General features: G+C 62.5%; 18 protein-coding genes. 2 read left to right on the top strand and 16 right to left on the bottom strand.

Annotation, left to right across the window (positions count from 1 at the left end; translation table 11 throughout):
- Position 1: 1 nt before the first annotated feature.
- From CWS72_RS02560 to CWS72_RS02525, 8 genes are all read right to left on the bottom strand, one after another.
- On the bottom strand, positions 2 to 2,503 hold the full coding sequence (locus CWS72_RS02560) for a TonB-dependent siderophore receptor (protein WP_101249003.1): 2,502 nt from the start codon (positions 2,501 to 2,503) through the stop codon (positions 2 to 4).
- 82 nt (positions 2,504 to 2,585) lie between these two features.
- Entirely contained in the window at positions 2,586 to 3,542 is a 957-nt protein-coding gene (locus tag CWS72_RS02555; RefSeq protein WP_158240478.1) for a FecR family protein, read from the bottom strand.
- Between the two features lie 133 nt (positions 3,543 to 3,675).
- Complete coding sequence (locus CWS72_RS02550) at positions 3,676 to 4,206, bottom strand: RNA polymerase sigma factor (protein ID WP_158240477.1); 531 nt, start codon at positions 4,204 to 4,206, stop codon at positions 3,676 to 3,678.
- 106 nt (positions 4,207 to 4,312) lie between these two features.
- Complete coding sequence (locus CWS72_RS02545) at positions 4,313 to 5,140, bottom strand: ABC transporter ATP-binding protein (protein WP_101249000.1); 828 nt, start codon at positions 5,138 to 5,140, stop codon at positions 4,313 to 4,315.
- Complete coding sequence (locus CWS72_RS02540) at positions 5,140 to 6,165, bottom strand: FecCD family ABC transporter permease (RefSeq protein ID WP_199175515.1); 1,026 nt, start codon at positions 6,163 to 6,165, stop codon at positions 5,140 to 5,142. The genes CWS72_RS02545 and CWS72_RS02540 overlap by 1 nt, the downstream gene beginning before the upstream one ends.
- On the bottom strand, positions 6,162 to 7,169 hold the full coding sequence (locus tag CWS72_RS02535) for a FecCD family ABC transporter permease (protein ID WP_101248999.1): 1,008 nt from the start codon (positions 7,167 to 7,169) through the stop codon (positions 6,162 to 6,164). The genes CWS72_RS02540 and CWS72_RS02535 overlap by 4 nt, the downstream gene beginning before the upstream one ends.
- Before the next feature lie 4 nt (positions 7,170 to 7,173).
- Entirely contained in the window at positions 7,174 to 8,148 is a 975-nt protein-coding gene (locus tag CWS72_RS02530; protein WP_158240476.1) for an iron-siderophore ABC transporter substrate-binding protein, read from the bottom strand.
- Between the two features lie 4 nt (positions 8,149 to 8,152).
- Positions 8,153 to 10,309 carry a TonB-dependent siderophore receptor gene (locus CWS72_RS02525; RefSeq protein WP_101248997.1) on the bottom strand — a complete coding sequence of 719 codons (2,157 nt, stop codon included), beginning with the start codon at positions 10,307 to 10,309 and terminating at the stop codon, positions 8,153 to 8,155.
- Positions 10,310 to 10,736: 427 nt separating this feature from the next.
- Between CWS72_RS02525 and CWS72_RS02520 the strand changes: the two genes are divergently transcribed.
- A complete protein-coding gene (locus CWS72_RS02520) occupies positions 10,737 to 11,666 on the top strand; it encodes a LysR family transcriptional regulator (protein ID WP_158240475.1) in 930 nt (309 codons plus the stop codon).
- A gap of 359 nt (positions 11,667 to 12,025) precedes the next feature.
- Here the strand turns inward: CWS72_RS02520 and CWS72_RS02515 are convergent, their stop codons facing one another.
- Complete coding sequence (locus CWS72_RS02515) at positions 12,026 to 13,369, bottom strand: TldD/PmbA family protein (protein WP_101248995.1); 1,344 nt, start codon at positions 13,367 to 13,369, stop codon at positions 12,026 to 12,028.
- A 71-nt stretch (positions 13,370 to 13,440) separates the two neighbouring features.
- Entirely contained in the window at positions 13,441 to 14,964 is a 1,524-nt protein-coding gene (locus CWS72_RS02510; protein WP_101248994.1) for a UbiD family decarboxylase, read from the bottom strand.
- A gap of 141 nt (positions 14,965 to 15,105) precedes the next feature.
- On the opposite strand from CWS72_RS02510, the gene CWS72_RS02505 reads away from it, so the two are divergent.
- The gene (locus CWS72_RS02505) at positions 15,106 to 16,893 is read left to right on the top strand and encodes an HD family phosphohydrolase (RefSeq protein ID WP_199175514.1); all 1,788 of its coding nucleotides are present in this window, start codon (positions 15,106 to 15,108) and stop codon (positions 16,891 to 16,893) included.
- A 163-nt stretch (positions 16,894 to 17,056) separates the two neighbouring features.
- On the opposite strand, the gene CWS72_RS02500 is transcribed toward CWS72_RS02505, so the two are convergent.
- The 6 genes from CWS72_RS02500 to CWS72_RS02475 form a co-directional block, all read right to left on the bottom strand.
- Positions 17,057 to 17,407 carry a phasin family protein gene (locus tag CWS72_RS02500; RefSeq protein WP_101248993.1) on the bottom strand — a complete coding sequence of 117 codons (351 nt, stop codon included), beginning with the start codon at positions 17,405 to 17,407 and terminating at the stop codon, positions 17,057 to 17,059.
- Positions 17,408 to 17,562: 155 nt separating this feature from the next.
- Positions 17,563 to 20,202, bottom strand: coding sequence for an alanine--tRNA ligase (gene alaS / locus CWS72_RS02495; RefSeq protein ID WP_101248992.1), 2,640 nt, complete (start codon positions 20,200 to 20,202; stop codon positions 17,563 to 17,565).
- 145 nt (positions 20,203 to 20,347) lie between these two features.
- Complete coding sequence (locus CWS72_RS02490; RefSeq protein ID WP_158240474.1) at positions 20,348 to 21,952, bottom strand: sensor domain-containing diguanylate cyclase; 1,605 nt, start codon at positions 21,950 to 21,952, stop codon at positions 20,348 to 20,350.
- 43 nt (positions 21,953 to 21,995) lie between these two features.
- The gene (locus CWS72_RS02485; protein WP_146002597.1) at positions 21,996 to 22,457 is read right to left on the bottom strand and encodes a hypothetical protein; all 462 of its coding nucleotides are present in this window, start codon (positions 22,455 to 22,457) and stop codon (positions 21,996 to 21,998) included.
- Between the two features lie 184 nt (positions 22,458 to 22,641).
- The gene (recA, locus tag CWS72_RS02480; RefSeq protein ID WP_101248989.1) at positions 22,642 to 23,721 is read right to left on the bottom strand and encodes a recombinase RecA; all 1,080 of its coding nucleotides are present in this window, start codon (positions 23,719 to 23,721) and stop codon (positions 22,642 to 22,644) included.
- A gap of 154 nt (positions 23,722 to 23,875) precedes the next feature.
- On the bottom strand, positions 23,876 to 26,266 hold the full coding sequence (locus tag CWS72_RS02475) for a hybrid sensor histidine kinase/response regulator (RefSeq protein ID WP_241911537.1): 2,391 nt from the start codon (positions 26,264 to 26,266) through the stop codon (positions 23,876 to 23,878).
- Between the last annotated feature and the right edge of the window lie 3 nt (positions 26,267 to 26,269).

The following is a 26,269-nucleotide window of genomic DNA, read 5'->3' as shown; positions in this document are numbered from 1 at the left end:
CCTACCATCGGTATTTCAACGCGGCATAAACCGTCCGTCCGGCGCCGTAATAGCAGCGAACCGCGGCCAAGCAGGAGGAGACATATCGGGTGTCAGCCAGATTGGTCGCCGTCACGCTGGTCGACCAGCCACGGAATGACGACCCGAGGCCGGCGAGGTCATATTGCACCATCGCATCGAACAGCAAAAATCCGGGAACCCGGAAACTATTGGCGTCGTCGCCCTCGGTCGGCCCGACATAGCGGGTCCCGCCGCCGAAACCGACCCCTCGGAATTGACCGCCCTGTACCGCGTAATCGAGCCAGAACGAGGCGGAATGTTCGGGGATCCGTGCCGGACGCTTGCCTTTCTGGGTAACGGTGACGCCGTCGATTCCCGTGGCGGTGTCGTTGCTCGACGTCACCTTGGCGTCGAGATAGGTATAGGCGGCGGTCGCGTTCAGACCCTCGGCCAGGCTTGCCTTGCCCTCCAATTCCAAGCCGCGCGATTCGACCTCGCCGCTTTGCACCGCGTAACCGGGATTATTGGGATCGGTGGTGGCGACGTTGGTGCGGAACAGATCGAACACCGAGGCCGTAAGCAGGCTGTTATATCCGGGTGGCTGATACTTGACCCCCAGTTCGTACTGCTTGCCGTCGCTGGGCTTGGCGGGAATGCCGCCCACCAGATAGGTGCCGACCGTCGGATCGAAGGATTCCGAATAGCTGAAATAAGGGGCGGCGCCGCTGTCGAAGCGATACATCACCGCGGCCTTTTTGGTCAGGGCGTCGCTGCTCTGATTGGTATGCGTCCCTGTCAACTGATTGTCGGTACGGCTGTCGAACCAATCCTGACGCAACCCGAAAACACCGATCACCCGGCCCAGCGTGATCTGGTCCTGCAGATAAAGGCCGTTCTGGTTCGCTGCGGTCCTGCTCTTCTGGTAGGGCTTGGGGTTGAAGCTCAGATAATAGCTGGGGTCATAGAGATTGATGGTGGCGGCCGACGACTGCCAGACGCGATTGGTGTCGTTGCGAAAGATCTGGTCGTCAACGCCGAACAAAACTTTATGGGCCAGGATGCCGGTGGCGAATTTCGCCTCCGCCTGATTATCGATGGTCCCGTCGTTGGAATGTTCGACCATGCCGAAAGCCTGGCGTTTGGCGGTCGTCAGGCTGGACAGGGTGCTGATATAGACATTGGCGAAATCGAGCGAGTTGTGCATGTAACGGGCATTCTGACGGACCGTCCAGACATCGCTGACATGATGCTCGAACAGATATCCAGCCCCGACATTTTCACGCCGCCACTTGTTGTAATTGGGATCACCGGCAAAAAATTCGCGTGAAATCCTGCCGTTGGGATTGGAAAGCACGGTGCCGTAGGCGGGAAGCCAGTTGAGGGGCGACCCTCCGAAGTCATCCTTCTGATAGCGCGTGAGAATGGTCAGAGAGGTATCGGGGTTGGGGCGGATCGTAACGGCGGGCGCAATGGCCAGACGCATTCGGTGGGAAAATTTGGTTTGCGAATCCGTATCCCAACCAATGCCCGACACCCGATAGAGCAATTTGCCATCCGGGTCGGCACGGTCGCTGACATCGAAGCTGCCCTGCAGACGGCCGTAGCTTCCCGTCTGGAACTCGACCTCGCCCTGCGGCTGATCGGTGGGCCGCTTGCTCACCATATTGACGATGCCGCCCGGCGTGCTCTGTCCGTAAAGCACCGAGGCGGGCCCCTTCAAAACCTCGATCCGTTCGAACATGAAGGGATCGAGGCCGGAGACCACATAGCCGCTGCCGCCGAAGCGCATGCCGTCGAGATATTCATTGTCGGAGGGACCGGTGGTGCCATCGCCGCCGAAGCCGCGAATCGATGTGCTGTCGCCGCCATAACCGTTGGAATCGCCCATGGTGCCGGCCCGCACGCCGGCGGTATAGCCCAACGCGTCGGCCAGACTATGGGCCTTCCGCACATCCATCTCGTCACGGGTCACCACGGAAACGGATTGGGGCGTCTCGATCAGTGGTGTATCCGTCTTGGTGCCGCCGGCGGCATGGTTGGCGACCATGCCGCTGACGGGACCCCATGCCGTTTCCCGATCCGCCACCTGCCCCTCGACGCTGATCGGCGCCAGGATGGTGGCGTCGCCGCTCTGCGGCGTTTCCACCAGGCTGACCGTATCGCCGCCACCCAGGCGATAGCTCAGGCCGCTGCCGGCAAGCAGCGCCCGCAGCGCCTCGTCGGCCGTCAGATCGCCCTTCACGGACGAGGACCGCCGCCCCTCCAGGCGCGTCCCGGTGAGCACCAACTGCAGCCCGGTGATCCGGCTGAAGGCATTGAGGGCCTCGGTCAGCGGCTGGGCGGGTAAATCGAAAGAAAAACGCTGCGCGGCGAAAACCGGCTGGACCGGCGGCTCGGCCGCAAGGCCCCGCTCCAACGCCGCCATCAGGACCAGTCCCGATGCCCCCGCCAAGACGACCGCCCGAAACAACCGTTCCGCCGGCCTACAAACCGAAATCTTCATGTCATCCCCATTTATGCAAATGCGTATCGTTCGCATTATATGACGGGGGAACCGAGCAAACCCGGACAGCGGCGTCGGTAATTTATTTCGGCGGATTGGAAGGGGCGGCCAGCAACACCCCGCCGGGCCACGCCTCGAAACTCACCGGCATGGTCGAGGCAAGCGCCGCGAGCGCCCGCTCGGGCGCCGCCACCTGGAGCCGCGCGGTCACCGGCAGGGCGTCGAGCGCATGGTCGGCAAGCAGGATCGGCGCCCAGCGATAGCGTCCGATCTCGGCCAGCACCTCAGCCAGGGGGGTTCCCTTGAAATTCCGCCAGCCACCGGCCGCATCGGCGACGAGATCGGGATCGACCGGTTCAACGACGGACGACGGCGGCGCGCCGCCTTCCGCGCCGTCCTCCAGGCGCAATCGCTGCCCGGGCGTCAACAAAACGTTTCCGGCCCGGCTTTCCACGGCGACGCGCCCCTCCTGCACGGCGACGCTCAATTCCCCCGGCGCGGTATCGACCAGGAAACGGGTCCCGACCACGGTGACCACTCCCAGGTCGGTTTCAACCTCCAGGGGACGGGACGCATCATGGGCGGCCTCGACCACCATGCGTCCGCCTTGAAGACGCAACCGGCGACGGTCGGGCGTGAATGCCATGTCCGCCGCAGACGCCGCATCGAGCGTGATCCGGGTGCCATCCGGCAAGGTGAGCGCCCGCAGATCATGCAAGGGAGCGCGCAAATCGGCCAAGGCCCAGCGCAGCGGCGCGATCGGCGAGGGGATCGACCAGGCCGCGCCGAAAATCGCCAAGGCCAGCATCGCCGCCAAAGCCGTCAGTCGCCGGATCGAACCCGCCGGTTCCCTCCGCCGCAACGGCCGATCGACAGCCAGCGCGACCGCCAATTCCGGACTGCGCCACAGCGCGAGCGCCTCTTGCCAGGCACGCTCGTGGGCGGGATCGGCCGCCCGCCAGGCCGCGCAAGCCTCCCGCAAGGCGGGCGCCCCCCCATCGTCGAGGAGGACAAGCCATTCCAGAGCCGTGTCGCTCACCGATTCCGGGTGGTCAGATGAAAATAACGGCACAATACTCATGGGACACACATCGACGGAATTCGGAAAGTTCCGTCATCTATGACGGACGAAGCGGACGGACCCGGACCCGGACCAAAGGCTTGGCCGAAAGTCATGGGAAAGAGTCCCCCAAGACCCGGCGCAACCGTTGCAGGGCCCGGGTCAGGGTCTTTTCGATGGCCGCCGGACTGAGCCCCGTTTGCGCGGCGATTTCCGCATGGCTGAGACCATGCAGTCGCTTCAGGGTCAGGACCTGACGCTGCAACGGCGAAAGCTCGCCCATGGCGAGATGCAGGCGGGACAGCAGATCACGGTCCAGGACCTGCCTCTCCGGTGAAGGGTCCGCCGCCACCAGGGTATCGTCCATGCCGCCGGGGTCGAACAGATTTGCCGTCACGCGCTCGTGGCGCAAGGTATCGGTGGCAAGATTGCGGGCGATGCGAAACAGCATGGCTCGAGGGTTCTCGATCAGATCCGAAGTGTCTCCCCGGGCGGCGGAGAGCCTCAGGAAGCTGTCCTGCACCAGATCGGCGGCCGTCTCGCGAAACTCGGGCCGTTCCCCCAGGCAACGCTGAAGAAACCTCAATAATTCCTTGCGATGCGCGCTGAACAAATGCCCGATATCCAGACGAGGTGGCCCCACCGGCGCTGCTCTCCCTTCTCCGGCGGCATGCCGGGAAAACAAACCCTATGTTAGATGATAATGATTCGCAAGCGCATTAAGAGGCGGAAGATCCCCTCCCGCGCCGTTATGTTCCGGAATGAGCCTCCCCCACCGGAATGACCAGCGGACGGCCGGAAACCGGATCATCGATGACCACACTGCGCAGACCGAACAACTGCTCGATGAATGCCGCCGACACCAATTCCGCCGGGGTGCCCTGGGCGACGATCGCGCCGTTGCGCATGGCGATCAGGTGATCGGCATAGCGAAAAGCCTGGTTGAGATCGTGCAGGACCGCGACCAGCGTACGGCCATGATCGCGATTAAGTCGTCCCATCAAATCGAGCAATTCGATTTGATGGGCAATGTCGAGCGCGCGAGTCGGCTCATCGAGCAGCATCAACGGCGTTTGCTGCGCCAGCACCAGGGAGATCCAGGCTCTTTGGCGCTGCCCGCCCGACAGCTCATCGACGAACCGATCGGCAAGCTCGCCGAGTCCGGTCGCCGCCAACGCCTCGGCGACGGCGCGATCGTCGGCCGCCGACCAGCGCCGCAGAAATTCCTGATGGGGATAGCGCCCCCGCGACACCAGGTCGAACACCGTGATGTCGTCCGGGACCACCGAGTCCTGGGGAAGCAGTCCCAGGCGCCGGGCGACCTCCTTGGTGTGATAGCCGGCGATCTCGGCGCCGTCGAGCAGCACGGATCCCCCCGCCGGCGCGACGATGCGGGCCAGAGCCCGCAGCAATGTGGATTTTCCGCAGCCGTTGGCGCCGATAATCACGGTGAAGGCGCCATCCGGGATATCGAGAGACAGTTGGTCGAGAACCACCCGGTCGCGGTAGGCGACGGTGATCCGCCGCGCGCCCAGGCGGGACGGGAGCGATCCGAACGGGGCGGAATCACATGACATCAGACTTTTCCCTTCCGACGCGACCAGGACAACAACACCACGAGATAAACACCGCCGACCGCGCCGGTAATCAGACCGACCGGGATCTGGAACGGAGCCATCAGCCGCTGCGCCAGGAAGTCGGCGAACATCATCAACACCGCCCCCATCGCCGCCGACCCGGCCAGGCCGCTGTCGGGGGTGCGGAACAGGCGGCGGGCCAGGGGCGCAGCGGCAAGCGCCAGAAAATGCACAGGCCCGGCCAGCGTGGTGGCCAGAACGGTCAGACAGATTCCGAAGACCGTCAGCCACAGGCGGCTCGACCGGGTCGGCAAACCAAGCGCGGTGGCGAGGTCGTCACCCATCGCCAGCAGCCGCATGCGCGGCCAGAGCACGGCAACCGCCACCAACAGGATGATCATCGCCGGCACCGCCAGGACAAGATGGCTCCAGGACGCGCCGGCCAGACTGCCGAACAGCCAGGTCTTCGCCATCTCGGCTTTTTCAAGATCGACCCTGGTCACCAGATATTCGTTGAAAGCGGCAAGCATCGCGGTCACGCCCACACCGCTCAGAATGAAAGAATCGCCGCGCAGCCGGCCCCGGCTCACCAGTTGAACCAGCAGTCCCGCCCCCGCTCCGCCCAGCAGAGCGCCAATCGCGGTGCCTGAGGCGCCCAACAGGAGGATGCCTGCCAAAGCGCCGGTGGCCGCGCCGGTGGTGAAACCCATGACGTCGGGACTGGCCAGGGGATTGCGGCACAGGCCTTGAAAGATCGCGCCGGCCACTCCGAGACAGATCCCCACGACCACGGCGGCGATCAGGCGCGGCAACCGCATCTCCAGAATGATCAGATGCCCCATGGCGTCGGCCTGGCCGTTTAATGCCAGCCAGACCTGATCGGCAGACAGTCCATAACTACCGCGAAGGAGACTGAGCGCCGCGATGCTCAGGGCGACCGCCAGAAGACCGAGGGCCGCGGAAACGGCTCCCCGGCGCCCCCGCGCCGCGCCGCCGGCTGGAACCGATAGGGAATGGCGCATCATATCGGCCGCCGGTTCACCAGCCACAGCAACAACGGCGCTCCAAGGAAGGCGATGACGATTCCCGCCTCCAGTTCGCCCGGAGAAACGATGAGGCGGCCCAAGATATCGGCAGCGATCAGCAGCAAAGCCCCCAGCACCGCCGAATAAGGCAGGATCCACCGCCAATCGCCCCCGATCAACAGACGGGCGGAATGCGGCACGACGAGGCCGAGGAAGGCGATCGGTCCGACCAGAGCCGTCGACAGGCCGCAAAGCAGGACGATGGCGCCGAACAGCCCGAGACGCGTCGCCCCCGGCCGCAGCCCAAGCGCACGCATCGGCTCCTCGCCCAGGGCCAGCGCGTTCAGCCGCCCACCCCATAACGAGGACAGCCCCGCGAGCAGAAGCAGAATAACCAGAACGGCATTGATCCCCACCGGGAGCGGTCGACTGAGCGAGCCGACCACCCAGAAGCGGTAATTATCGAAAACCCCGCTGTCGGACATGGTGATGATCCCGGTACAGGCACGGATCGACGCCGAGACCGCGGCGCCCGTCAGCACCAGATGCACCCCACGGCGATCGCCGGGAGCAATACGGTCGAGGGCGTGAACGCCAAGAGCCGCGATCATCGCCCCGAAAAGGGCAAGCCCGGCCTGTCCGGCCAGACCGGGCGCAACGGACAGCGCCATCCCCAGGACCACGGCCAAGGCCGCTCCGGCATTGATCCCCAGCAGCCCCGGTTCGGCCAGCGCATTGCGGCAAAGCGCCTGGGTCAACGCCCCCGCGGTTCCCAATGCCGCTCCGACGACGGCCCCCATCAAGGTCCGTGGCAAACGAAGTTGCCAGACGATGACCGACGTCCGCCCGTCATCGGCATGCAGCAGGACATGCCAAAGATCGGACAGGGACAGGGTTCTCGCCCCGACGGCGATGCTGGCGGCCAGCAGAACCAGCAGCAGGCAGCCGAGGCCGAGCAGGCCGGCCAGGCGAGAGCCGGACGTGGAGGGCCTTCCCCGCGCCATGGGATCAGCGGCCGATCGCGGAGGCAACGGTATCGAGAACATGACGGGCGGCGGTCGGGCCGGCATTCAGATAAAAGGCATCAAGGTCGACGGCAACGGCATGCCTCGCGCGAACGGCATTCAAGGTGGGCCAGAGGGGCGAGGCGGCGACGCCCTCACGCGCTCCTCCGCGTCCCGCGAAAAAGATCCAGTCCGCATCGGCACGATCCAGCAGTTCGGCACTGATATCCTGCGACGTTTCGGAAAACCGCTGATCCGCGGGTCGCACCAGCCCGAGTTCCTGTGCAATGCCCCCGGCAAAGGAGGACACCCCGAAGACCCGCGTCCGACCGGCGAGAGACATCAAAAAGGACACCGCCGGAGGATGATCGCGCCATCGGACCGCATCGGCGCGCGCGTCGGCGTGGAAGCGATCGAGAAAGGCCTCCGCCGTTCCGCGTTTGCCCAGCGCGTCGGCCAGCAGCAGGAAATCCACCTGCCAATTGACCCCCGTGCCATGCGTGACCACGGTGGGAGCGATCCGGGACAACCGCTCATAGAGATCCCGCTTCAGCAGGGCGGCATTCATCAAGATAAGATCGGGATGAAGCTGGGCGATCGCCTCCACATCGGGACTGGCCCGTCCGCCGAGATCGGCCATGGCATCGAGTTTCGCCCGCTGGGAAGCGAAGGCATCCGCAAGATAGGCGCCGTAAAGGCCCCGCCCCTCGACGCGGGTGGCGCCGACAGGAACCACGCCCAAGGTCAAAGCCGCATCGATCTGTCCGGTGGACAGGACGACGATACGGGATGGCGCCGAGGGAATCCGGGTTTCACCGAACGGATGGCGAAGCTGGCGCGGGAACACTCCGTCCGGCTGAGCGCCGCCTTCGCCCCCGGGCAATGCCGTCTCGGCGCGGAGCGGATGGATCGCCGCCGCCAATAGGCACAAGACGGCGGCAAGCAGCGACAGATGGTGACGAAGGCTGGGCATGCTCATGGCCTTACCACCGATAGGACAGGGTGGCGAACACCGCCCGCCCCGTTCCATAGGAGCAGGAGACCGTTCGGGTACAGGCCGCGTAGATGGTCTCGTCGGTCACGTTGGTGGCATTGACCTGCAAGCGCCAGCGCTCGTAATCGACATGGCCGTTGAGATCGAAAACGGTCTGGCTGGGCACCTCGAAAGTGTTCGGATCGGTGCCTTCGGTCGTACCCTGGTAGCGAACCCCGCCGCCAAGGCCGACCGCCACACGCTCGTCGAGTGCCCAGGTCTTGTCCAGATAGAGCGAGGCCATCCGGCTGGGCACCGTGGTCGGCCGGTTGCCGACCTCTCCCGCCACATTGCTTTTGGTGATCCGGGGATCCTGGAAGGTCAGGGCCGCGATGAAATTGACCTGTTCGGCCAGGCTGCCCAAAACCTCGAATTCGACACCGCGCGTCCGGATTTCTCCGGTTTCGACGTTGTAGCTCGAATTGTTGGGATCGGTCGTCAGCACGTTCTGCTGCGTCAGATCGTAAGTGGCGACGGAGAACAGCGTCGAGCTTCCCGGCGGCTGATATTTGACGCCAAGTTCCACCTGATCGCCGGTCAGCGGCGAAAACGGCGATCCGCTGACATCGGTGCCGCTCTGCGGCTGGAACGACGTGGCATAGGCGACATAGGGCGAAATACCGACCGGGAAGGCATAGAGCAACGCCGTCCGGTAGGTGAACGCCTGGGGACTGCTTTGGGTCGTGGTATGGCTGTTGTTGTTGACGAGATCGCTGTCAGCGAAATCCTGCCGGCCGGTCAGAATCAGACGCCAGTTGCCGAGGCCGATCTGGTCCTGGCCATAGAGGCCGGTCTGCGATTCCGTCTGATTGGTGTTGATCTTATTGGCATAGCCGGGAGAGGTGACCGCGCGGTAGACCGGATTGAAGATATCCAGCGATGGCGCCGTGCCCTGGCCGCGCCGAAGCGCGATGAATTGCGAGGAAAAGTCGAGACCGGCCAGGAAATCATGGGAAACCAGGCCCGTATTGACCTTGTATTCCACTTGATTGTCCATCGAGACATTGTTGTAGGTCGACGACTGCAACAGCGCCTGGCGGGTCAGGGTCCGATTGTCGGAAAGCAACGCCACCGCGGTGACGAAGCGATAATTCAGATCCATGTGAGCGAAGCGGACATTCTGCCGGAAACTCAGGTCTGGATTGAACTGATGTTCGAACTGATAGCCGACCGAGGTCTGCCGTTTTGAATAAATGTCGAAATTGGGATCGCCCACCAGGAAATCGCGGGCGATCTTACCTTTCGGATTATATAGGACCGTTCCCAGCGCCGGCAGGAACTGCGCCGACGACCCGGCGTCGATCTGGGTATGACTGGCCAGAAGCGTAAAGCTGGATTTATCGCCGATCCATTTCAGGGATGGTGCCACATAGAGTCGATTGTTCTTGATATCATTGAAGTCGGTATCGGAATCGCGGACCAGGGCATTCAGGCGCCACAACAGCGAGCCGTCCGCGCTGACGTCACCGCCCAGATCCGCAGCCCCCTGGATACGGTTGAACGACCCGCTTTGGATTGCCAACTCGTTGACCTGGTCGGCGCGCGGCACCTTGCTCACGCCGTTGATGATGCCGCCCAGACTGCCGCCACCATAGAGTGCTGAACTGGCGCCGCGCAGCACCTCCAACCGCTCCAGCCCATAAGGCTCGAGATCGAAGGTCTGGGAGGCGGAGGCATCCGGCAGACGCAGGCCATCGAGATAGGTGTCGGCGGAAAAGCCGCGAATGGTTCCGCCGTAACCGCGAGGGTCATCGCGCCCGCCGTAATCGCTGACGCCGGCGGTATAGCGGATGGCATCGGCAACGCTCCGGCTGTTGGTCGCATCCAACCGATCCCGGCTGATCACGGTGATGGCTTGCGGCGTCTCGACCAGATCGGTGGCGGTCTTGGTCGCGCTGCGACCTCCCTGGGCGACGAATCCGGTCACCGCCCCCGTCGCACCGTCGTCCGTCTTCGCCCCTTCCACCGCGACGGCCGGCAGCGCGATCGCATCGGATGCCGAGGAAGCCTCCTCCGCGACCACGCTTTGCCCGAAACCCGAGGCCCCGACCATCATCGCCACCCCCGCAATACCGGCCACCACCGGACGCATCGCCACCTGCTTCATCACTCACGACCCCTTACCAACGGATAAGTATAATGCGTCTTATTCGCATTTGTTAACCGGAAACACCCCCTGAAGCCCGCCTCTCGGCCAATAATCCGGGCGGTCCCGACGCTAAGATTCAACGCATATGGAAACGGTCCTCAAATTGCAATTGCACATCATTATCAACTAAAATCCGGGGAACCACCGCCGAAACGACTTGCAGCATTGTTTGCGCCACCGTCGGAAGACGGCCTCAATACTGAAGGCAGCCACCGATCTACCCGACCACGACTTAGACAACACATAAAAACATGTCGATGTATTCAACAATTACCACAATAACAACCGGCACCACCCGACACGAAAAGACAATAACCCGAGGAATAATGTGTGGACAATCCCCAAAAAACCACGCATTTCCATCATGTTTTTTGATAGAAGAGCCATGATGAGCGCATCTCTTCCTTCCATTGATCAGATCACGACCTTTCTTGCGGTCGTCGAACACGGCAATTTCTCGGCCGCCGCCAAGATGATGAACCGCCCCCAATCGAGCGTGACCTACGCTATTCAGAAGCTGGAAACCGATCTGGGGATCACATTGTTCGACCGCTCGGCCAGACTGCCCATCCTGACGACGGAGGGACGGGCCCTGGTGCCGATGGCCCGACGCCTGGCCCTGGAGATGCGCACCCTGCAACGGTCGGCCGACAGCATGGCCCAGGGCATCGAACGAAAATTGCTGCTGGCCGTCGATTGCGCCTTCCCGACAGCCCGTCTCATTGCGGTTCTGGCGCGCTTCAACCGAGAATTCCCCATCGTTCGGGCCCGCATCACGATCGATTCGCTGCATGCGGTGGCCATGGCCGTCGTCGACGGGACCGCCACCCTGGGCATCGCAGGCCCCGTCATCGCGCAGTTCCCCGAACTGGCCAGCCACCCCATCGGCATGATCGCGCGGGTTCCCGTGGCGGCCCCGGATCACCCGCTCGGCCTCATGACCGGCCCCATTCCGCCGGAGGCTTTCCGCGAACAGGTGCAGATCGTCATGGCCAACGCCTCGCGGCACCCCAGGCAGCGGATGTTCAATTCACCGGAAGGCGTGATCTGGCGGATCAACGACATGGGCTTCAAGAAAAACGCCATTCTCAGCGGACTGGCATGGGGGCGCCTGCCGCTTGCCCTCGCCCGGGCGGATCTGGACGCGGGACGACTGGTCCGGCTGGAAGCCGAAGGCGTTACCGATAGCGACTGGTGCCGCCCGCTTCCGATGCACCTGGCCTATCGGCGCGACGACATCCTGGGCCCGGCGGCCAGATGGATACGCCAGGCCCTCATGGATGACGAAGGAGGGACTTTGCCCGGGACAAATTAAGGCAAAGGGTGCGAAGCAGTCCTGAAGCCGTGTACTGACGTTTGGACATTGGCAATTGGCCAGATGCTTTTCATCCTCTTGATGCTTCCGGCGCGCTCCGGCTTTTGATTAACCACCAAGGCACCAAGGTGGCGGAGTGTGCCACCGGCCTTTTCCCGTCCGGTCACCGGCTGTAGGCCGAATGCCTGCGGCGCAGATTGGCCGCCGCCGGATGATCCGAAAGGCGCCTTGGTGTCTTGGTGCCTTGGTGGTTCAAAATATCCGGGATTGCCTTTCAAGCCATTGGGAACCGGAGCAATGGGAGAAGCCTTAAGCCTCCCATCAAGGGGGGGCCATGCCCCCCTAGCTGATTGCTCCGCTCACGCCCCGGCGACGGTCAAGCCGTCGATACGCACGGTCGGCGCGTCCATGCCGTAACGGAAGACGAGATCGTTGGCCGGCGTCAGATTGAGGAACATCTCCTTGAGATTGCCCGCCACCGTCACCTCGCTGACCGGATAGGCGATCTCGCCGCCGGAAATCCAGAAACCCGCCGCCCCCCGCGAATAATCGCCGGTGACGCCATTGACGCCCATGCCGAACAATTCGGTCACGTAAAAGCCGTCGGCGATGTCGGACAGCAATTCGGCGGGCGTGACGGCCCCCGGCTCCAGCCAGAGATTGGTCACCGACGGCGAGGGCGGGGAACTCACGCCCCGTGAGGCGTGGCCGGTGGTTTCCAGGCCAAGTTGCCGGGCCGACCGCAGATCGAGCAACCATGTGGTCAGAACGCCATTCTCGATGATGGCGCGGCGCCGGTTGGCCACCCCCTCGCCGTCGCAGGGCTTGGAGCGAAGCCCCCGCTGCCGGTGCGGGTCGTCGATGACCGTCACGCCGGCCGGAAGGATTTGTTTTCCCAAACTATCCTTCAGGAAACTGGTCCCGCGGGCGATGGAGCTTCCGTTGATCGCCCCGGACAAATGGCCGAGCAGACCGCGCGAAACCCGCGGATCGAAAATCACCGGCACCCGTGCCGTCTTGACCTTGTGAGCGCCCAACCGGCGCACCGCCCGATGGCCGGCGCCATGACCGACGTCCTCCGGCGAACGCAGATCGGAGGCGTAAACCGCCGAAGAGAAATCATAGTCCCGCTCCATGCCGCCCTTGGCGTCGCCGGCCAGCACCGCTGCGGAAATCTGCACGCTGCTGACGCTGTAACTATGGGCCAGGCCGTTCGACCCGGCGAGAGCCACCATGCTTTTTCCCCACCCGGCTTCCGCCCCTTCCGAATTGGTCACGCCCGGAACGGCGCGGGCCGCCTCTTCAGCGCGCTGCGCCCAGTCGACCAGCGTCTCGGGTGCCGGCTCGACGGCGTCGCAGATATCGAGCGGCGGCAGATCACGCGCCAGTTGCGAGGGATCGGCCAAACCGCAAAAAGGATCCTCGGGCACCGCCCTGGCCATGGCGACGGCACGATCGGCCAGGTCATCGAGGGCCTGGCGGCCGCGGTCGGACGACGACACCAGGGCCTGACGCTTGCCGATGAAAACGCGGAGCCCGACATCTCCGGACTCCGAGCGTTCGACTTTTTCCGGCTGGCCAAGACGATAGGCCACCGACAGCGAAGCCTGATCGACCAGCAGGGCATCGGCGGCGTCGGCCCCCAATGTCTTGGCTTTGGCGATGAGATCGGTCAACAGGCTGAGGGCTTCCTCGGCGACCATATTCGGGCTCCTTAACGTCTCGGACGATAAATTTAAATTCGAACTATCGATTCAGATAGGACAGCGGCCGGTCATTTCCAAATGGGACGACCACTGCCGGGCAAGCCGTAGCGGGACCATTTGTCGGTGACCTCCTCGATCACCTTCTCGTCCATTCGGATCTTGACGCCCCAATCGCGGTGGGTTTCGGGCGGCATCTTGTTGGTGGCATCCATACCCAGTTTGCCACCAAGCCCGGAGTCGGGCGAAGCGAAATCGAGGTAATCGATCGGGGTGTTTTCAATCACCATGATATCGCGGGCGGGATCCATGCGGGTCGATATGGCCCACATCACATCCTTCCAGTCCCTGGCGTTGATATCGTCGTCCACCACGATGACGAACTTGGTGTAGATGAATTGCCGCAGGAACGACCAGACCCCCATCATCACGCGCCGGGCATGGCCCGGATAGGACTTGCGGATGGAGACCACGGCGATCCGGTAGGAACATCCTTCCGGCGGCAACCAGAAATCGACGATCTCGGGAAACTGCTGGGTCAGCAGAGGGATGAACACCTCGTTCAACGCCTCGCCCAGCACCGAGGGCTCGTCGGGAGGACGGCCGGTGAAGGTGGAGAGATAGATGGGGTCCCGGCGCATGGTGATCGCCGAAACGGTGAAGACGGGAAACTGCTCGACGGCGTTGTAATAGCCCGTGTGGTCGCCATAGGGCCCCTCATCGCCATAATCGGTCAGCGAGACATGGCCTTCGAGGACGATCTCCGCCTGCGCGGGCACCTTGAGCGGCACGGTCTTACAATCGACGAGATCGACTTTGCGTCCACGCAGCAGACCGGCGAACTGATATTCCGACAGCGTATCGGGGACCGGCGTCACGGCGGCCAGGATGGTGGCGGGATCGGCCCCGATGACGACGGCGGCGGGAAGAGGCTCGGCTTTCTCGCGAGCCCAGCGCTGATGATGCTGGGCACCGCCACGGTGGCGCAGCCAACGCATCAACGTCGTCCGTGGCCCCGTCACCTGCATCCGATAGATGCCCAGATTGAACGAGTCCCGGCGATCGGCGTCACTGCCGGACGCGCGCGGCCCTTGGGTCACCACCACCGGCCAGGTGATCAGCGGCGCCGGCTCACCCGGCCAGCAGGACTGGATCGGCAGCCGCGACAGATCGATGTCGTCTCCCGTCAGGACGATCTCCTGGCAAGGCGCCGATCCCACCGTTTTCGGCCGCATGGCCATGACGGTTCTCAACAGCGGCAGCATCTCGATGGCCTCCCGCCAGCCCCCCGGAGGCTCCGGCTGCTTGAGGAAAGCCAGCGTCTCGCCGACTTCACGCAATTGGCCTGGCTCCCGATCCATGCCCCACGCGACCCGTTCGATGGTCCCGAAGAGGTTGACCAGCACCGGCATCTCGTAACGCCTGCCATCGGGGCCGACGACGTTTTCGAACAGGACGGCCGGTCCGCCCTCCGCCAGGAGACGGGTCTGGATCTCGGTAATCTCCAGAACCGGAGAAACCGGTTCGGAGACGCGCACCAGGCGCCCTTCTTTTTCGAGACGGGCCATAAAATCGCGCAATGAGGAATAGGGCATGTTTCGTCGTCTAGCCGTCAAGGGAACGACATTGGACGGCCAATGTCCGCCGCCGTCAAGGGATGCCTTGGATTTCCCAGCCATGACGCCCAACTCCATGATAACGTGCCGCAACTATGACGTTTGCAGGGGGTCGAACGTATGACGTCGCCGACGACGGAACCGGGCACCGACATGCGTGAATTCCGCTATCGGCGTCTGATCGAACTGGGGATCGCCCTGTCGGCGGAGCGCGATCACAACCTTCTGATGGAAATGATCCTGCTCGGCGCCAAGGAATTGACCAACGCCGATGGGGGGACGCTTTATCTGACCGATGAGACGGGATGTGAGCTCCGCTTCGAGATCGTGAGAAACGACAGCCTCGGGATCGCCCTCGGCGGTACCACCGGACAGCCCGTCCCCCTTCCCCCGGTTCGCCTGTTCGACGAGGCCGGCCGCCCCAACCATCAGAATGTATCGAGCCATGCAGCCCTCAGCGGCAGCACGGTCAACATCGCCGACGCCTACGATACCGACATATTCGACTTCACCGGCACCGAGGCTTTTGACGCCAAGAACGGCTACCGTTCGACCTCGTTTCTTACCGTTCCCCTAAAGAATCACGACGCCGACGTGGTCGGCGTGCTGCAATTGATCAATGCCCGCGATCCGTCCGGTGGGACGATTCCATTTTCGTCCGACGTCGCTCCCCTCATCGAGGCCTTGGCCAGTCACGCGGCGGTAGCGCTCGACAATCAAATGCTGCTCGACGCGCAGAAAGATCTGTTCAAAGCCTTCATTCAGGTTCTCGCCAACGCCATCGACGCGAAATCCGCCTATACCGGAGGACATTGCCGCCGGGTTCCCGAGTTGACCAATATGCTGGCTCGCGCCGCTTCCGCCGCGACCAGAGGCCCCTTCGCCGATTTCCGCCTGTCCGAGGATGAATGGTACGCCCTTGAGGTCGCGGGAGGGCTGCATGATTGCGGCAAGGTGACGACCCCGGAATATGTGGTCGACAAATCCACCAAATTGGAAACCCTTTACAACCGGTTGCATGAAATCCGCATGCGCTTCGAGGTGGTCAAGCGCGACGTCGAGATCGCCTATTGGAAGGCGGTCGCAGCGGGTGGCGACGCGGCGGCGCTGGCGGAGGAGCGGAACCGCAGATTGGCCGAAATCGACGCGGACTACGGTTTCGTCGCCGAATGCAACCTTGGCGGGGAATTCATGGCGCCCGACAAGATCGAGCGTCTGAAAATCATTGCGGCCGTCACCTGGCAGCGCACGCTGGACGACGACATCGGCCTGTCATGGGAGGAAGCCCATCGCAAGCCGGCGGAAAAGGCGCCCCTGCCAGCCACCGAGTTCCTGCTGGCCGATAAACCCGAACATATCATCGCCTGGGACGAACCGACCTTGGGCGAGGACACCTCCAGGGGATTCGTCGTCAAGCCACCGCCGCATAAATTCAATCTGGGAGAGCTCTACAATCTGTCGGTCGGCCGGGGAACCCTGACCGCCGAGGACCGCTTCCATATCAACGACCACATCGTCCAGACCATCATGATGCTGGAAGCGCTGCCCTTCCCCAAGACCCTGAAGCGCGTCCCCGAATGGGCGGGCGGACATCACGAGAAAATGGACGGAAGCGGCTATCCGAAGGGCCTGACCCGCCAACAGATGAGCGTCCCGGCCCGTATCATCGCCATTGCCGATATCTTCGAGGCCCTGACCGCATGCGACCGCCCTTACAAGACACCGAAGAAATTGTCCGAATGCATCAGGATCATGTCCTTCATGAAAAAGGACAACCATCTGGACCCCGATCTTTTCGAACTGTTCCTCACCTCGGGCGTCTACAAACAGTATGCCGAGGCCTTCTTGCAGCCCGAGCAGATCGACGAGGTCGATATCGGCCAATATGTGAAGACGGCGGCACAATAGCGGAGATTAATCCCTATATTTGCCCCTCGCCGTTTGCGCGCTTTTTCAGGTCAGGCAACGGAGCGGCGGACACCGGCACGAAGGCCGGTGTCCCTTTTCATCCCGCGCAAATTAGGCGCCAACCGCAGCCAAACTCGCGATGACGGAACACCGCGAAGACCGGTCAAGCGGCCTTGAAAATACCGGACAGAGCCTGGACGCGGGCGTTCAGCGGCGCGAAGCTGCTGGTCACCACGCTGTTGGCCAATTCCTGGATCTTGCGGCTTTCCGAAAACAGGGCCTCAAAATTGCTCTTGGCAAGATCACCGTAGATGCTTTGAAATTCGCCGGGATTTTTGGCCGACGTCAACGCCTTGACGGCGCTGGAGGTCTGCTCGATCGACTGATTGGCCAGGGTCGTATAGGCCTTGGTCAGTTCTTCGAGGCCTTTTACGGCCAAAGAACCGCTTTTCACCAACGCCTCGACATTTTCCTTACTGAAAGCGACGATCTGATCGAAATTCTGAACGGTCATGACGGCACCTCTCCTGGGGGCGATAATGGCAACGCGCGGGTAATCCCCGATCGCTTATGCTGCACTGCACAATGGAGAGAATATCAATTCTTCCTCCGGTTGCAAGGGTATTTTTGTGCAGTGCACAAAAATACCCTTGGCCGACATCCTTATCTTCAGGCCGAGGCGGCCAAGGCCTCTTCTATGGCCGACAGGGCCTTTTCCACTTGTCCATTGTCGGGACCGCCGGCCTGGGCCATATCGGGCCGGCCACCGCCACCCTTGCCTCCCAGCGCCTCGGAGCCGATACGAACCAGATCCACGGCCGAGAACCGGGACGTCAGATCATCCGTTACCGCCACCACCAGGGAAGCCTTTCCGTCCGCGGCACCGACCAGGGCGACCACTCCGGATCCGATCTGTTTCTTGATTTCGTCGGCCATGCCCTTGAGATCCTTGGCCGGCACGCCATCCAGCTTACGGGCGGCAAAGGTTACGCCCGCCACCGTTTTGTTGGCCGCCGCCTGGGCTCCCCCGGTTGCCATCTGGCGGCGAAGCTCGGAAAGCTCGCGCTCCAACCGGCGCCGGTCTTCGATCAGGGTCTCGATACGGACCGGCAATTCACCCGGCGTCGCCTTCAAGGATTGGGCGGCGCGGCCCAGCAGATCGGACTGTTCGACCACCCAGGACTCCGCCGCGGCACCGACGACGGCTTCGATGCGACGCACTCCGGCGGCGACGGCGCTTTCCGCGACCAGCTTGAACAAACCGATATCGCCCGTGCGCCGGACATGGGTCCCCCCGCACAGTTCGACCGAATAGGTGTCGGGGCCCTCGCCCATCGAAACGACACGGACCTCATCACCGTATTTTTCGCCGAAAAGCGCCATGGCGCCGGCGGTAATGGCGGCATCGGGAGTCATCAGGCGAGTGTCGACCGGCAAATTGGCCCGGACGTGAAGATTGACGTCATCTTCGACGAGACGAATCTCCTCGGGCGACAATCCCTTGTTATGACTGATGTCGAAGCGCAGGCGGTCGGGCGCGACCAGAGAGCCTTTTTGCGTCACATGCTCACCCAGATGTCGGCGAAGCGCAGCATGCAGCAGATGGGTCGCCGAATGGTGAGCCCGCAAGGCGCCACGCCGCACGCCCTCGACCTGCAGATCGGCGAAATCGCCCACGGCGACCTCGCCTTCCACGACGCTCCCCAGATGCACGATAAGATCGCCCAGTTTCTTATGGGCATCGGTAACCGTGACCCGTCCCTTACCGGCCACGACGATGGTTCCCGCATCCCCCATCTGACCACCGGATTCGCCGTAAAACGGCGTCTGATTGGCGATCACGGCGACGCTTGCCCCGGTGCCGGCCTTCTCGACAGGCTTGCCATCCACCAGCAGGGCGACGATCTGACCTTCCGCCCGCTCGGTGTCATATCCCAGGAACTCGCTGGCTCCCACCTTTTCACGGGTCTCAAACCACACAGCCTCGGTCGCCGCCTCGCCCGAACCGGACCAGGCCTTGCGGGCCTCGGCGCGTTGGCGAGCCATGGCGGCGTTGAAGCCGTCGACATCGACGCTGATGCCGCGCGCCTTCAAGGCGTCCTGCGTGAGATCGAGGGGGAAGCCGAACGTGTCGTAAAGACGGAACGCCACCTCGCCGTTCAAACGATCGGAAGAGCCGAGCCGAGCCGATTCCTCGTCCAGAAGCTTCAGCCCGCGTTCCAGGGTCTGCTTGAAGCGTTCCTCTTCGAGTTTCAGAGTCTCGGTGATCAGGGGTTGCGCGCGAACCAGTTCAGGGAAGGCCTGGCCCATCTGGGCGACCAGGGCGGGAACCAGTTTCCACATCAGGGGATCGGTGCATCCCATCAGATGAGCGTGCCGCATGGCACGGCGCATGATCCGGCGCAGCACGTAACCGCGGCCATCGTTCGACGGCAGCACGCCGTCGGCGATCAGGAAACTCGACGACCGCAGATGGTCGGCAATCACCCGATGGGACACGCGATAGGGGCCGTCGGCGGCGGCGCCCGAAGCATCCGCGGAGGCCGAGATCAAGGCGCGGAACAGATCGATATCATAGTTGTCGTGTTGACCCTGCAGCACGGCGGCCAGGCGTTCCAGTCCCATGCCCGTATCGATGGACGGCCTCGGCAGATCGATCCGCTGATCCGGCGTGACCTGTTCATACTGCATGAACACCAGATTCCAGATCTCGATGAAGCGATCACCGTCGGCATCCGCGCTGCCGGGAGGTCCCCCGGCGATCTCAGGGCCGTGATCGTAGAAGATTTCCGAACATGGGCCGCAGGGACCGGTATCGCCCATCGCCCAGAAATTGTCCGAGGTCGGGATGCGGATGATCCGCGATTCCGGCAGGCCCGAGATCTTGCGCCACAAATTGAACGCGTCGTCGTCGGTGTGATAGACGGTGACCAGCAGACGATCGGCCGCCAGACCGTATTCCTTGGTGATCAGCCGCCAGGCGAAATCGATGGCGCCTTCCTTGAAATAATCGCCGAAGGAAAAATTCCCAAGCATTTCGAAGAAGGTGTGGTGCCGGGCCGTATAGCCGACATTATCCAGATCGTTGTGCTTGCCGCCGGCGCGAACGCATTTCTGCGAGGTGGTGGCGCGCAGATAATCCCGCTTCTCCATGCCGGTGAAGACGTTCTTGAACTGCACCATGCCGGCATTGGTGAACATCAAGGTCGGATCGTTACGAGGCACCAGGGGACTGGACGGCACCGGGGTATGGCCGTTCTTGGCGAAGAAGTCGAGAAATGTGCTGCGGATATCGTTTGCTGTTTGCATGACCTTCTTTGTACCCACACCGACGGTGCGCTGGCGCGCCTGGACCGTCTAGCCCAACGGAAATGCTGTTGTAACAAGCCCGTTGACGGGTGTCCATCGCGTCAAGGCGAGGCGAGGGTGATCCGAACCGCTCTTTCCGGTCTTGTCAGGCCAGACGGACCTTGCCGCGTTTGGCCCGGTACATCGCGTGATCGGCCCGAGCCAACAGTTCCTCGGCGGTTTGGCCGTCGATGGGAAACCGCGCTATGCCGATCGACAGACCGACATGCAGGTTATGGCCCTTGTAGGAAATCGGCGAGACCAGGGCGGTTTCGCATTTTCTCGCCACCAAGGCCGCTTCGGCGGCGATATCATGGAGGTCGCTGATCAGCAGCACGAATTCGTCTCCGCCGAAACGGGCGAGCAGATCCCCCTTGCGCGTCACCTTGGCCAACCGTCTGGCGACGTGGCGCAACACCTCGTCACCGGCCTCGTGACCGAAGCTGTCGTTGATCGGCTTGAACCCGTCGAGATCGAGATAAAGAAGGGCCAGTCCTTTGCCCTGCCGTCGGGCGCGCGCCAAATACCCATCCAGGCTGTCATTGAACTGCTTCCGGTTGGCCACCCCGGTCAGGTCATCGTGGTGCGCGAGATAGTCGAGATCGGCTCGACTGGCCAACAACGTCGCCAATAAGCGGTTGAACGCCTTGGTCAGGTGCCCGACCTCGTCGTCGCGCGCCACGGGAAGACTTTCGAATGGAATTTTCGCGAGCGTCATCTGATCCGCATGCGATGCCGCATATCGCAGATGGCGCAAAAGATGCCGCACGCTGAAAACGAGGAAGACGGAGATGACGACGCATGCCGCGAGAGCTGTTTGCAGGATAAAGGATTCCAGATAGTCGACGGAGGCGAAGATTTCCCGGGTCGGCACCCTCGCCACCACTGACCAACCCAAGGTCGGCACCGCGGCGGTCGCCGCCAGTTCCCGAACCCCGTCGGCGCGCATATCTATCCCCACCCCCTGGGAGGGCGTCACTCCCTTGCCATACAGGGAATCCCTGCTTTTCAGGGGAAGCGGATGCAGGACGACATCCGTCTCCGAAGCCGTCATCAACACATCGTCGCGGGAGGAGACAAGAATCAGGTCACCGGTCTTGCCTATCCTGGTGCTGGTAAAGGCGCCAAAAAAAGATGAACTGCGCAATGGCGTCATCCCGATCAGCAATCCCCGCACCTGACCGCCCTGGTCCCGGATCGGCACCGCCATTTCCAGTACTGGTGCGCTGACTTGCTCCCCTTTCCCGGGAAGGTCCGCGGCGAAACCGTTCTGGATCGCCCGAGCGATCAAATCAGCGTCAACCGGGAGATCGTCGACCGGTTCGGGGAATGTCGGATCCCTGGCCAAAAGGCGACCGCTTTCGTCAACGAGTCGGATGCCACCGGGAAACAGATTGCCGATACCGAGGAAACCTCCGACCCAGGCCCGCCACGCCGAAGCATCGACCGGCATCTGCCGGGGCGCATGAGACGCCAGCGCCTGCAGAAAATCGCGACGGCAGATGATGTCTCTATCGATGTCCTCGGCGACATGATGAGCCATCGCTTGCAACTGGGAAGATGACACCGCGACCATGTCGTTTCGCATATAGCTGCCGAAAAGGAAAATCTGCCCCACACCTCCGACGATGAGGAGAGCGTTGACCAGAACAACCAATCGAACGGTCAGGCTGCTGAAATTGAAGATCTTCTTCGCAAGCGCCACAAACATGGAAGCAATCCTTGTCCGCCCCCCTCGCCCACCCTCGAATTTTTCAAAGGTCTTTTGGCGGCCGGCCGGCCTCAACCACGCGGAGGGCGGCCTGGGGGAGCATTTGCAAACGCAAGGTTTCATCCCGGTAGGCTTCGCCGAGCCAATCCCACAGGTCTTGCCGATCCCGGAAAATCATCCGGCAGGCGGCGTCATCCTGTTCGGCCAGATAAAGATTGACCGTCTGCACCCGGTTGCCGAGACCAACCCGGCGCAAGGAACGGGCCATCTCGTCGAACTCGACGATGTCGAGGGGATCGCAGATTTGTCTGACGACGCGCCGGACCAGGGGCAAAAGAACCATGACGACCCCGAGCATTCCCAGCAGCAACGGCTGATAATGGCCGTTAAGCAACAGGTCGCCTCCGGCCTGATCTGAACTCAACAGCGGCCCGGCCAAACCGGCAAGCACGATACTGCCGGTCGAGAGCGCGACGATATCGGCGGTGATTGATATTCTGGCCATGAGTTTCTCCTGCAGACGCGGCGAAAGGGGCTGGATGGAAAAGTCCATCGGCGCCTCGATGCCAAAACAGGATTGGCCAATCACGGGGGATTCCAACATCCCCAATTGGGGACAGCCCCGTCCCCCGGCGGATAAAAATATCCCCGGTGCGACGACAATCGCACCGGGGCACAACCGGAAAAGATTATTCCTCGGTCACCACGCCATCGGCATCCACCGACACGGCGCCACTCAAGACATCGGAAATCATACCGGCGTTCTGTCGGATCGTGGCTTCGATCTCGGCCGCCATGGCGGGATTGTCACGCAGAAAGGTTTTTGCGTTCTCGCGCCCCTGACCGATCCGCTGGGAGTTGTAGGAGAACCAGGCCCCGGACTTCTCGACCACTCCGGCCTTAACCCCAAGATCGATCAGTTCGCCGGTTTTGGAGATGCCCTCGCCATACATGATGTCGAACTCGACGACCTTGAACGGGGGAGCCATCTTGTTCTTCACCACCTTGACCCGGGTCTGGTTTCCGACGACCTCGTCACGGTCCTTGATGCTGCCGATACGACGGATGTCCAGACGGACGGAGGCGTAGAACTTCAGCGCATTACCGCCGGTGGTTGTTTCCGGACTGCCGAACATCACACCGATTTTCATGCGGATCTGGTTGATGAAGATGACCATGCAATTCGAGCGCGACACCGTCGCCGTCAATTTGCGCAGCGCCTGACTCATCAGCCGGGCCTGAAGACCGACATGGGAATCCCCCATCTCGCCTTCCAGTTCGGCCCGGGGGACCAATGCCGCCACCGAGTCCACCACCAGCACGTCGATGGCGCCGGAGCGGACGAGAGTATCGGATATTTCCAACGCCTGTTCACCGGCGTCGGGCTGGGAAATCAGCAACTCATCGAGGTTGACCCCCAGCTTGCGGGCATAAGCCGGATCGAGCGCGTGTTCGGCATCGACGAAGGCGCAGGTTCCGCCTTTCTTCTGCGCCTCGGCAATCACATGCAGGGCCAGCGTCGTCTTGCCCGAACTTTCCGGCCCATAGATTTCGACGATGCGTCCACGCGGAAGGCCGCCGATGCCCAATCCGATGTCCAAACCCAACGAACCGGTGGAAATGGACTCGATATCGACCACGTCATGGCTGCCCATGCGCATGATAGAGCCCTTGCCGAACGCGCGCTCGATCTGAGTCAACGCGGCATCCAAAGCTTTCTGCTTATCCATCGTATCCTTGTCCACCAGCCGAAGTGCGGTCTGAGTCATGTTGCGGTCCCCAGTTATTCCATACCTTGCAAGGGCGATGCAATCCGCAACACTGTACCCTATTTGTTCCATCTTGCAAGAAAAGAAGTTCTCCTATTGTTCTTTTCCCGAGAAGGCGAGTGTCGTTGAACGGCGTCTCCGGCTTCGGCGGGGTTCACCGCACCTCCCCCATCACGTCCTTGACCTTGCCGGCCAGTTGTTTCAGCGAAAACGGCTTCGGCAAAAAATGAATTCCGTCCTCGCCGGAAAATTCGCCGAGAGCGACGTCTTCGGCATAGCCGGACATCAGGATCACTTGAATCCGCGGCCGCTCCATGCGGACAAGACGGGCCAGAGTGGCTCCATCCATTCCGGGCATGACCACATCGCTGACCAGCACATCGATGCCGTCCTCGCCGCGCAGGACGTCCAGCGCCGATTCGCCCGAACGGGCCTCCAGCACGCGATAACCTTTGTTGCGCAACGCCCGCGCGCCGAAAAGCCTCACCGCGTCCTCGTCTTCAACGATGAGGATGGTTCCCGTGCCGGTCAAATCGCCGGCATGCGGCGACTGGTCGACCGGCACAGATTTCACCCTGGCGCCGGCCTCCGCCGGATCAAGGCGCGGCAAATAGATGGAAAAAGTCGAACCATGGCCGGGCTGACTGTCGACAAAAACGAATCCGTCGGTTTGCCGGACGATACCATAGACTGTCGATAAACCGAGCCCCGTCCCCGCCCCGACCTCCTTGGTCGAGAAGAAGGGTTCGAAAATCCGGCCCAGATTGTCCTGGCTGATGCCCGTCCCGGTGTCGGCCACCTCGATCAGGACGTAGTTTCCCGGCGGCATCACGTCGGCACCGCGCTGATAGGGGCGATCGATATGGATCGCTTTGGTGACGACGGTCAATTGGCCGCCGCCCGGCATGGCGTCGCGGGCATTGACCGCCAGATTGATGATGACCTGGTCGAACTGCCCGGGGTCGACCCGCACCAGGCCCAGATCCCGGCCATGGGTGATCGACAATTCAATGGTCTCGCCCAGCAGTCGCCGCAACAGATTGGAGAGTTCGGCCAGCGCATCCGTAACGTCGAAAAGCCTGGGCTGCAAGGCCTGGCGCCGCGAAAAAGCGAGCAATTGGCGGACCAGGCTGGCGGCGCGGTTGGCGTTCTGCTTGATTTGCATGATATCGGCGAAAGACGCGTCGCCCGGTCCATGGCGCTGAAGAAGAAGATCACAAAAGCCGATCATCGCGGTCAGCAGATTATTGAAGTCGTGGGCCACGCCGCCCGCAAGCTGCCCCATGGCCTGCATTTTCTGGCTTTGCGCAAACTGCAGCTCGAGATTTTTCTGCTCGGTCGTATCAATGAAGTGCAGCATCAGGCCGGAAACCGCGCCTTCCTCGGCGGCCGGACTGACGAACAGCGTGGCGACCATTTCGCGATCGCGGCCGGCCAGGCGAACCGGGAGATGGGCGCCCGGGCTGGTTCCCATCAGGACACGGGCCAATTGATCGGTGGCCGCGGCCCGATCCTCGGCGGCGATGAATTCCGCGACGGGAAGGCCGTTCACCGCATCCGCCTCCAGACCGATCATCGTGGTGAAGGCCGCATTGCACAAACTGACCGAGGTGTCGGGATCGACCAGGACGATACCGACCGGCGCATCATCGAACAGCCAATGAAACCTGCGTTCCGAAGTCCTGAGAACCCTTTCCCAGTGGCGCTCCGGCATCAGGTCGCGCACGACCACGGATCTGGTCAGGGTCTCGCCGCCCTCATCGAACACGGTGTGGGTGACAAAGGCTTGGAAGACGTCGCCGTTGCGCCCTTTGAGGCGCATTTCGGCACGATCCTCCTCCGGATTGGGAATGACCCCCAGAACATCGACCAGGTCCATGCCGATCAAGGTGTCGGCGGAATGCCCCAGCCATTCCGCCAGATGCTGATTAACGAAGCGGAAGCGTCCTTCGGTATCCGCCGAATAGAAACCGACGGGCATGAAATCGATGAAATCGGCCAGCATTTCATGCTCGCGCCGCAACGTCTCCTCGATGGCCCGGCGTGCCGAAATATCTTCGCCCGACCACAGCACGCCTCCTCCATCCAACGGATGGACGGAGACCGACAGCCAATCGCGGATTCCGTCGGCGCCGATCACGGAAATTTCGGCGACATAGGTACCCCCGCGCCGGGCCGCCAGCTTCAGCCGCGCAAACTCCTCGTCGGCGCGTTCGTCTCCCTGGGCGCGGTTGGCGAGGACGGCACAAGGATCGTCGTCCGGTCCGAATAGGGTGCGGGCCAGCTCATTACGCGCCAAAACGACGCCATTCTGATCATAAACCAGTCTTGCGCGATGATCGGCATTCAGGGCGGCGGACAAGCGCCGAACCCGCTCCGCCCCCTCCGCGCGCCGCGTAAGCCCGCGCAACAGGCAGACCAGACTGCCGGAACCCAACGCCGCCGCGGCAATGGGACCGAGCGCCCACCAATCACCGGGCATGGGAAATAAAGCCGCGGCGGTCAGCAGACCGATGGAAACCACCATCGACCAGACCGCCGGCATTCG

The organism is Telmatospirillum siberiense, assembly GCF_002845745.1.
Lineage (GTDB): Bacteria > Pseudomonadota > Alphaproteobacteria > Rhodospirillales > Magnetospirillaceae > Telmatospirillum > Telmatospirillum siberiense.
The sequence above is the reverse complement of the archived record's forward strand: the minus strand, read 5'-3'. Positions and strand labels throughout refer to the sequence as shown.

Coding starts and splice junctions, on each gene's coding strand:
- CWS72_RS02560 (WP_101249003.1), bottom strand. CDS start 2,503: ATGAAGATTTCGGTTTGTAGGCCGGCGGAACGGTTGTTTCGGGCGGTC.
- CWS72_RS02505 (WP_199175514.1), top strand. CDS start 15,106: ATGACGTCGCCGACGACGGAACCGGGCACCGACATGCGTGAATTCCGC.
- CWS72_RS02535 (WP_101248999.1), bottom strand. CDS start 7,169: ATGGCGCGGGGAAGGCCCTCCACGTCCGGCTCTCGCCTGGCCGGCCTG.
- CWS72_RS02515 (WP_101248995.1), bottom strand. CDS start 13,369: ATGGTCGCCGAGGAAGCCCTCAGCCTGTTGACCGATCTCATCGCCAAA.
- CWS72_RS02520 (WP_158240475.1), top strand. CDS start 10,737: ATGATGAGCGCATCTCTTCCTTCCATTGATCAGATCACGACCTTTCTT.
- recA (WP_101248989.1), bottom strand. CDS start 23,721: ATGACTCAGACCGCACTTCGGCTGGTGGACAAGGATACGATGGATAAG.
- CWS72_RS02510 (WP_101248994.1), bottom strand. CDS start 14,964: ATGCCCTATTCCTCATTGCGCGATTTTATGGCCCGTCTCGAAAAAGAA.
- CWS72_RS02485 (WP_146002597.1), bottom strand. CDS start 22,457: ATGGCCAGAATATCAATCACCGCCGATATCGTCGCGCTCTCGACCGGC.
- alaS (WP_101248992.1), bottom strand. CDS start 20,202: ATGCAAACAGCAAACGATATCCGCAGCACATTTCTCGACTTCTTCGCC.
- CWS72_RS02530 (WP_158240476.1), bottom strand. CDS start 8,148: ATGAGCATGCCCAGCCTTCGTCACCATCTGTCGCTGCTTGCCGCCGTC.
- CWS72_RS02475 (WP_241911537.1), bottom strand. CDS start 26,266: ATGCCGGCGGTCTGGTCGATGGTGGTTTCCATCGGTCTGCTGACCGCC.
- CWS72_RS02500 (WP_101248993.1), bottom strand. CDS start 17,407: ATGACCGTTCAGAATTTCGATCAGATCGTCGCTTTCAGTAAGGAAAAT.
- CWS72_RS02490 (WP_158240474.1), bottom strand. CDS start 21,952: ATGTTTGTGGCGCTTGCGAAGAAGATCTTCAATTTCAGCAGCCTGACC.
- CWS72_RS02525 (WP_101248997.1), bottom strand. CDS start 10,309: ATGAAGCAGGTGGCGATGCGTCCGGTGGTGGCCGGTATTGCGGGGGTG.
- CWS72_RS02545 (WP_101249000.1), bottom strand. CDS start 5,140: ATGTCATGTGATTCCGCCCCGTTCGGATCGCTCCCGTCCCGCCTGGGC.
- CWS72_RS02540 (WP_199175515.1), bottom strand. CDS start 6,165: ATGATGCGCCATTCCCTATCGGTTCCAGCCGGCGGCGCGGCGCGGGGG.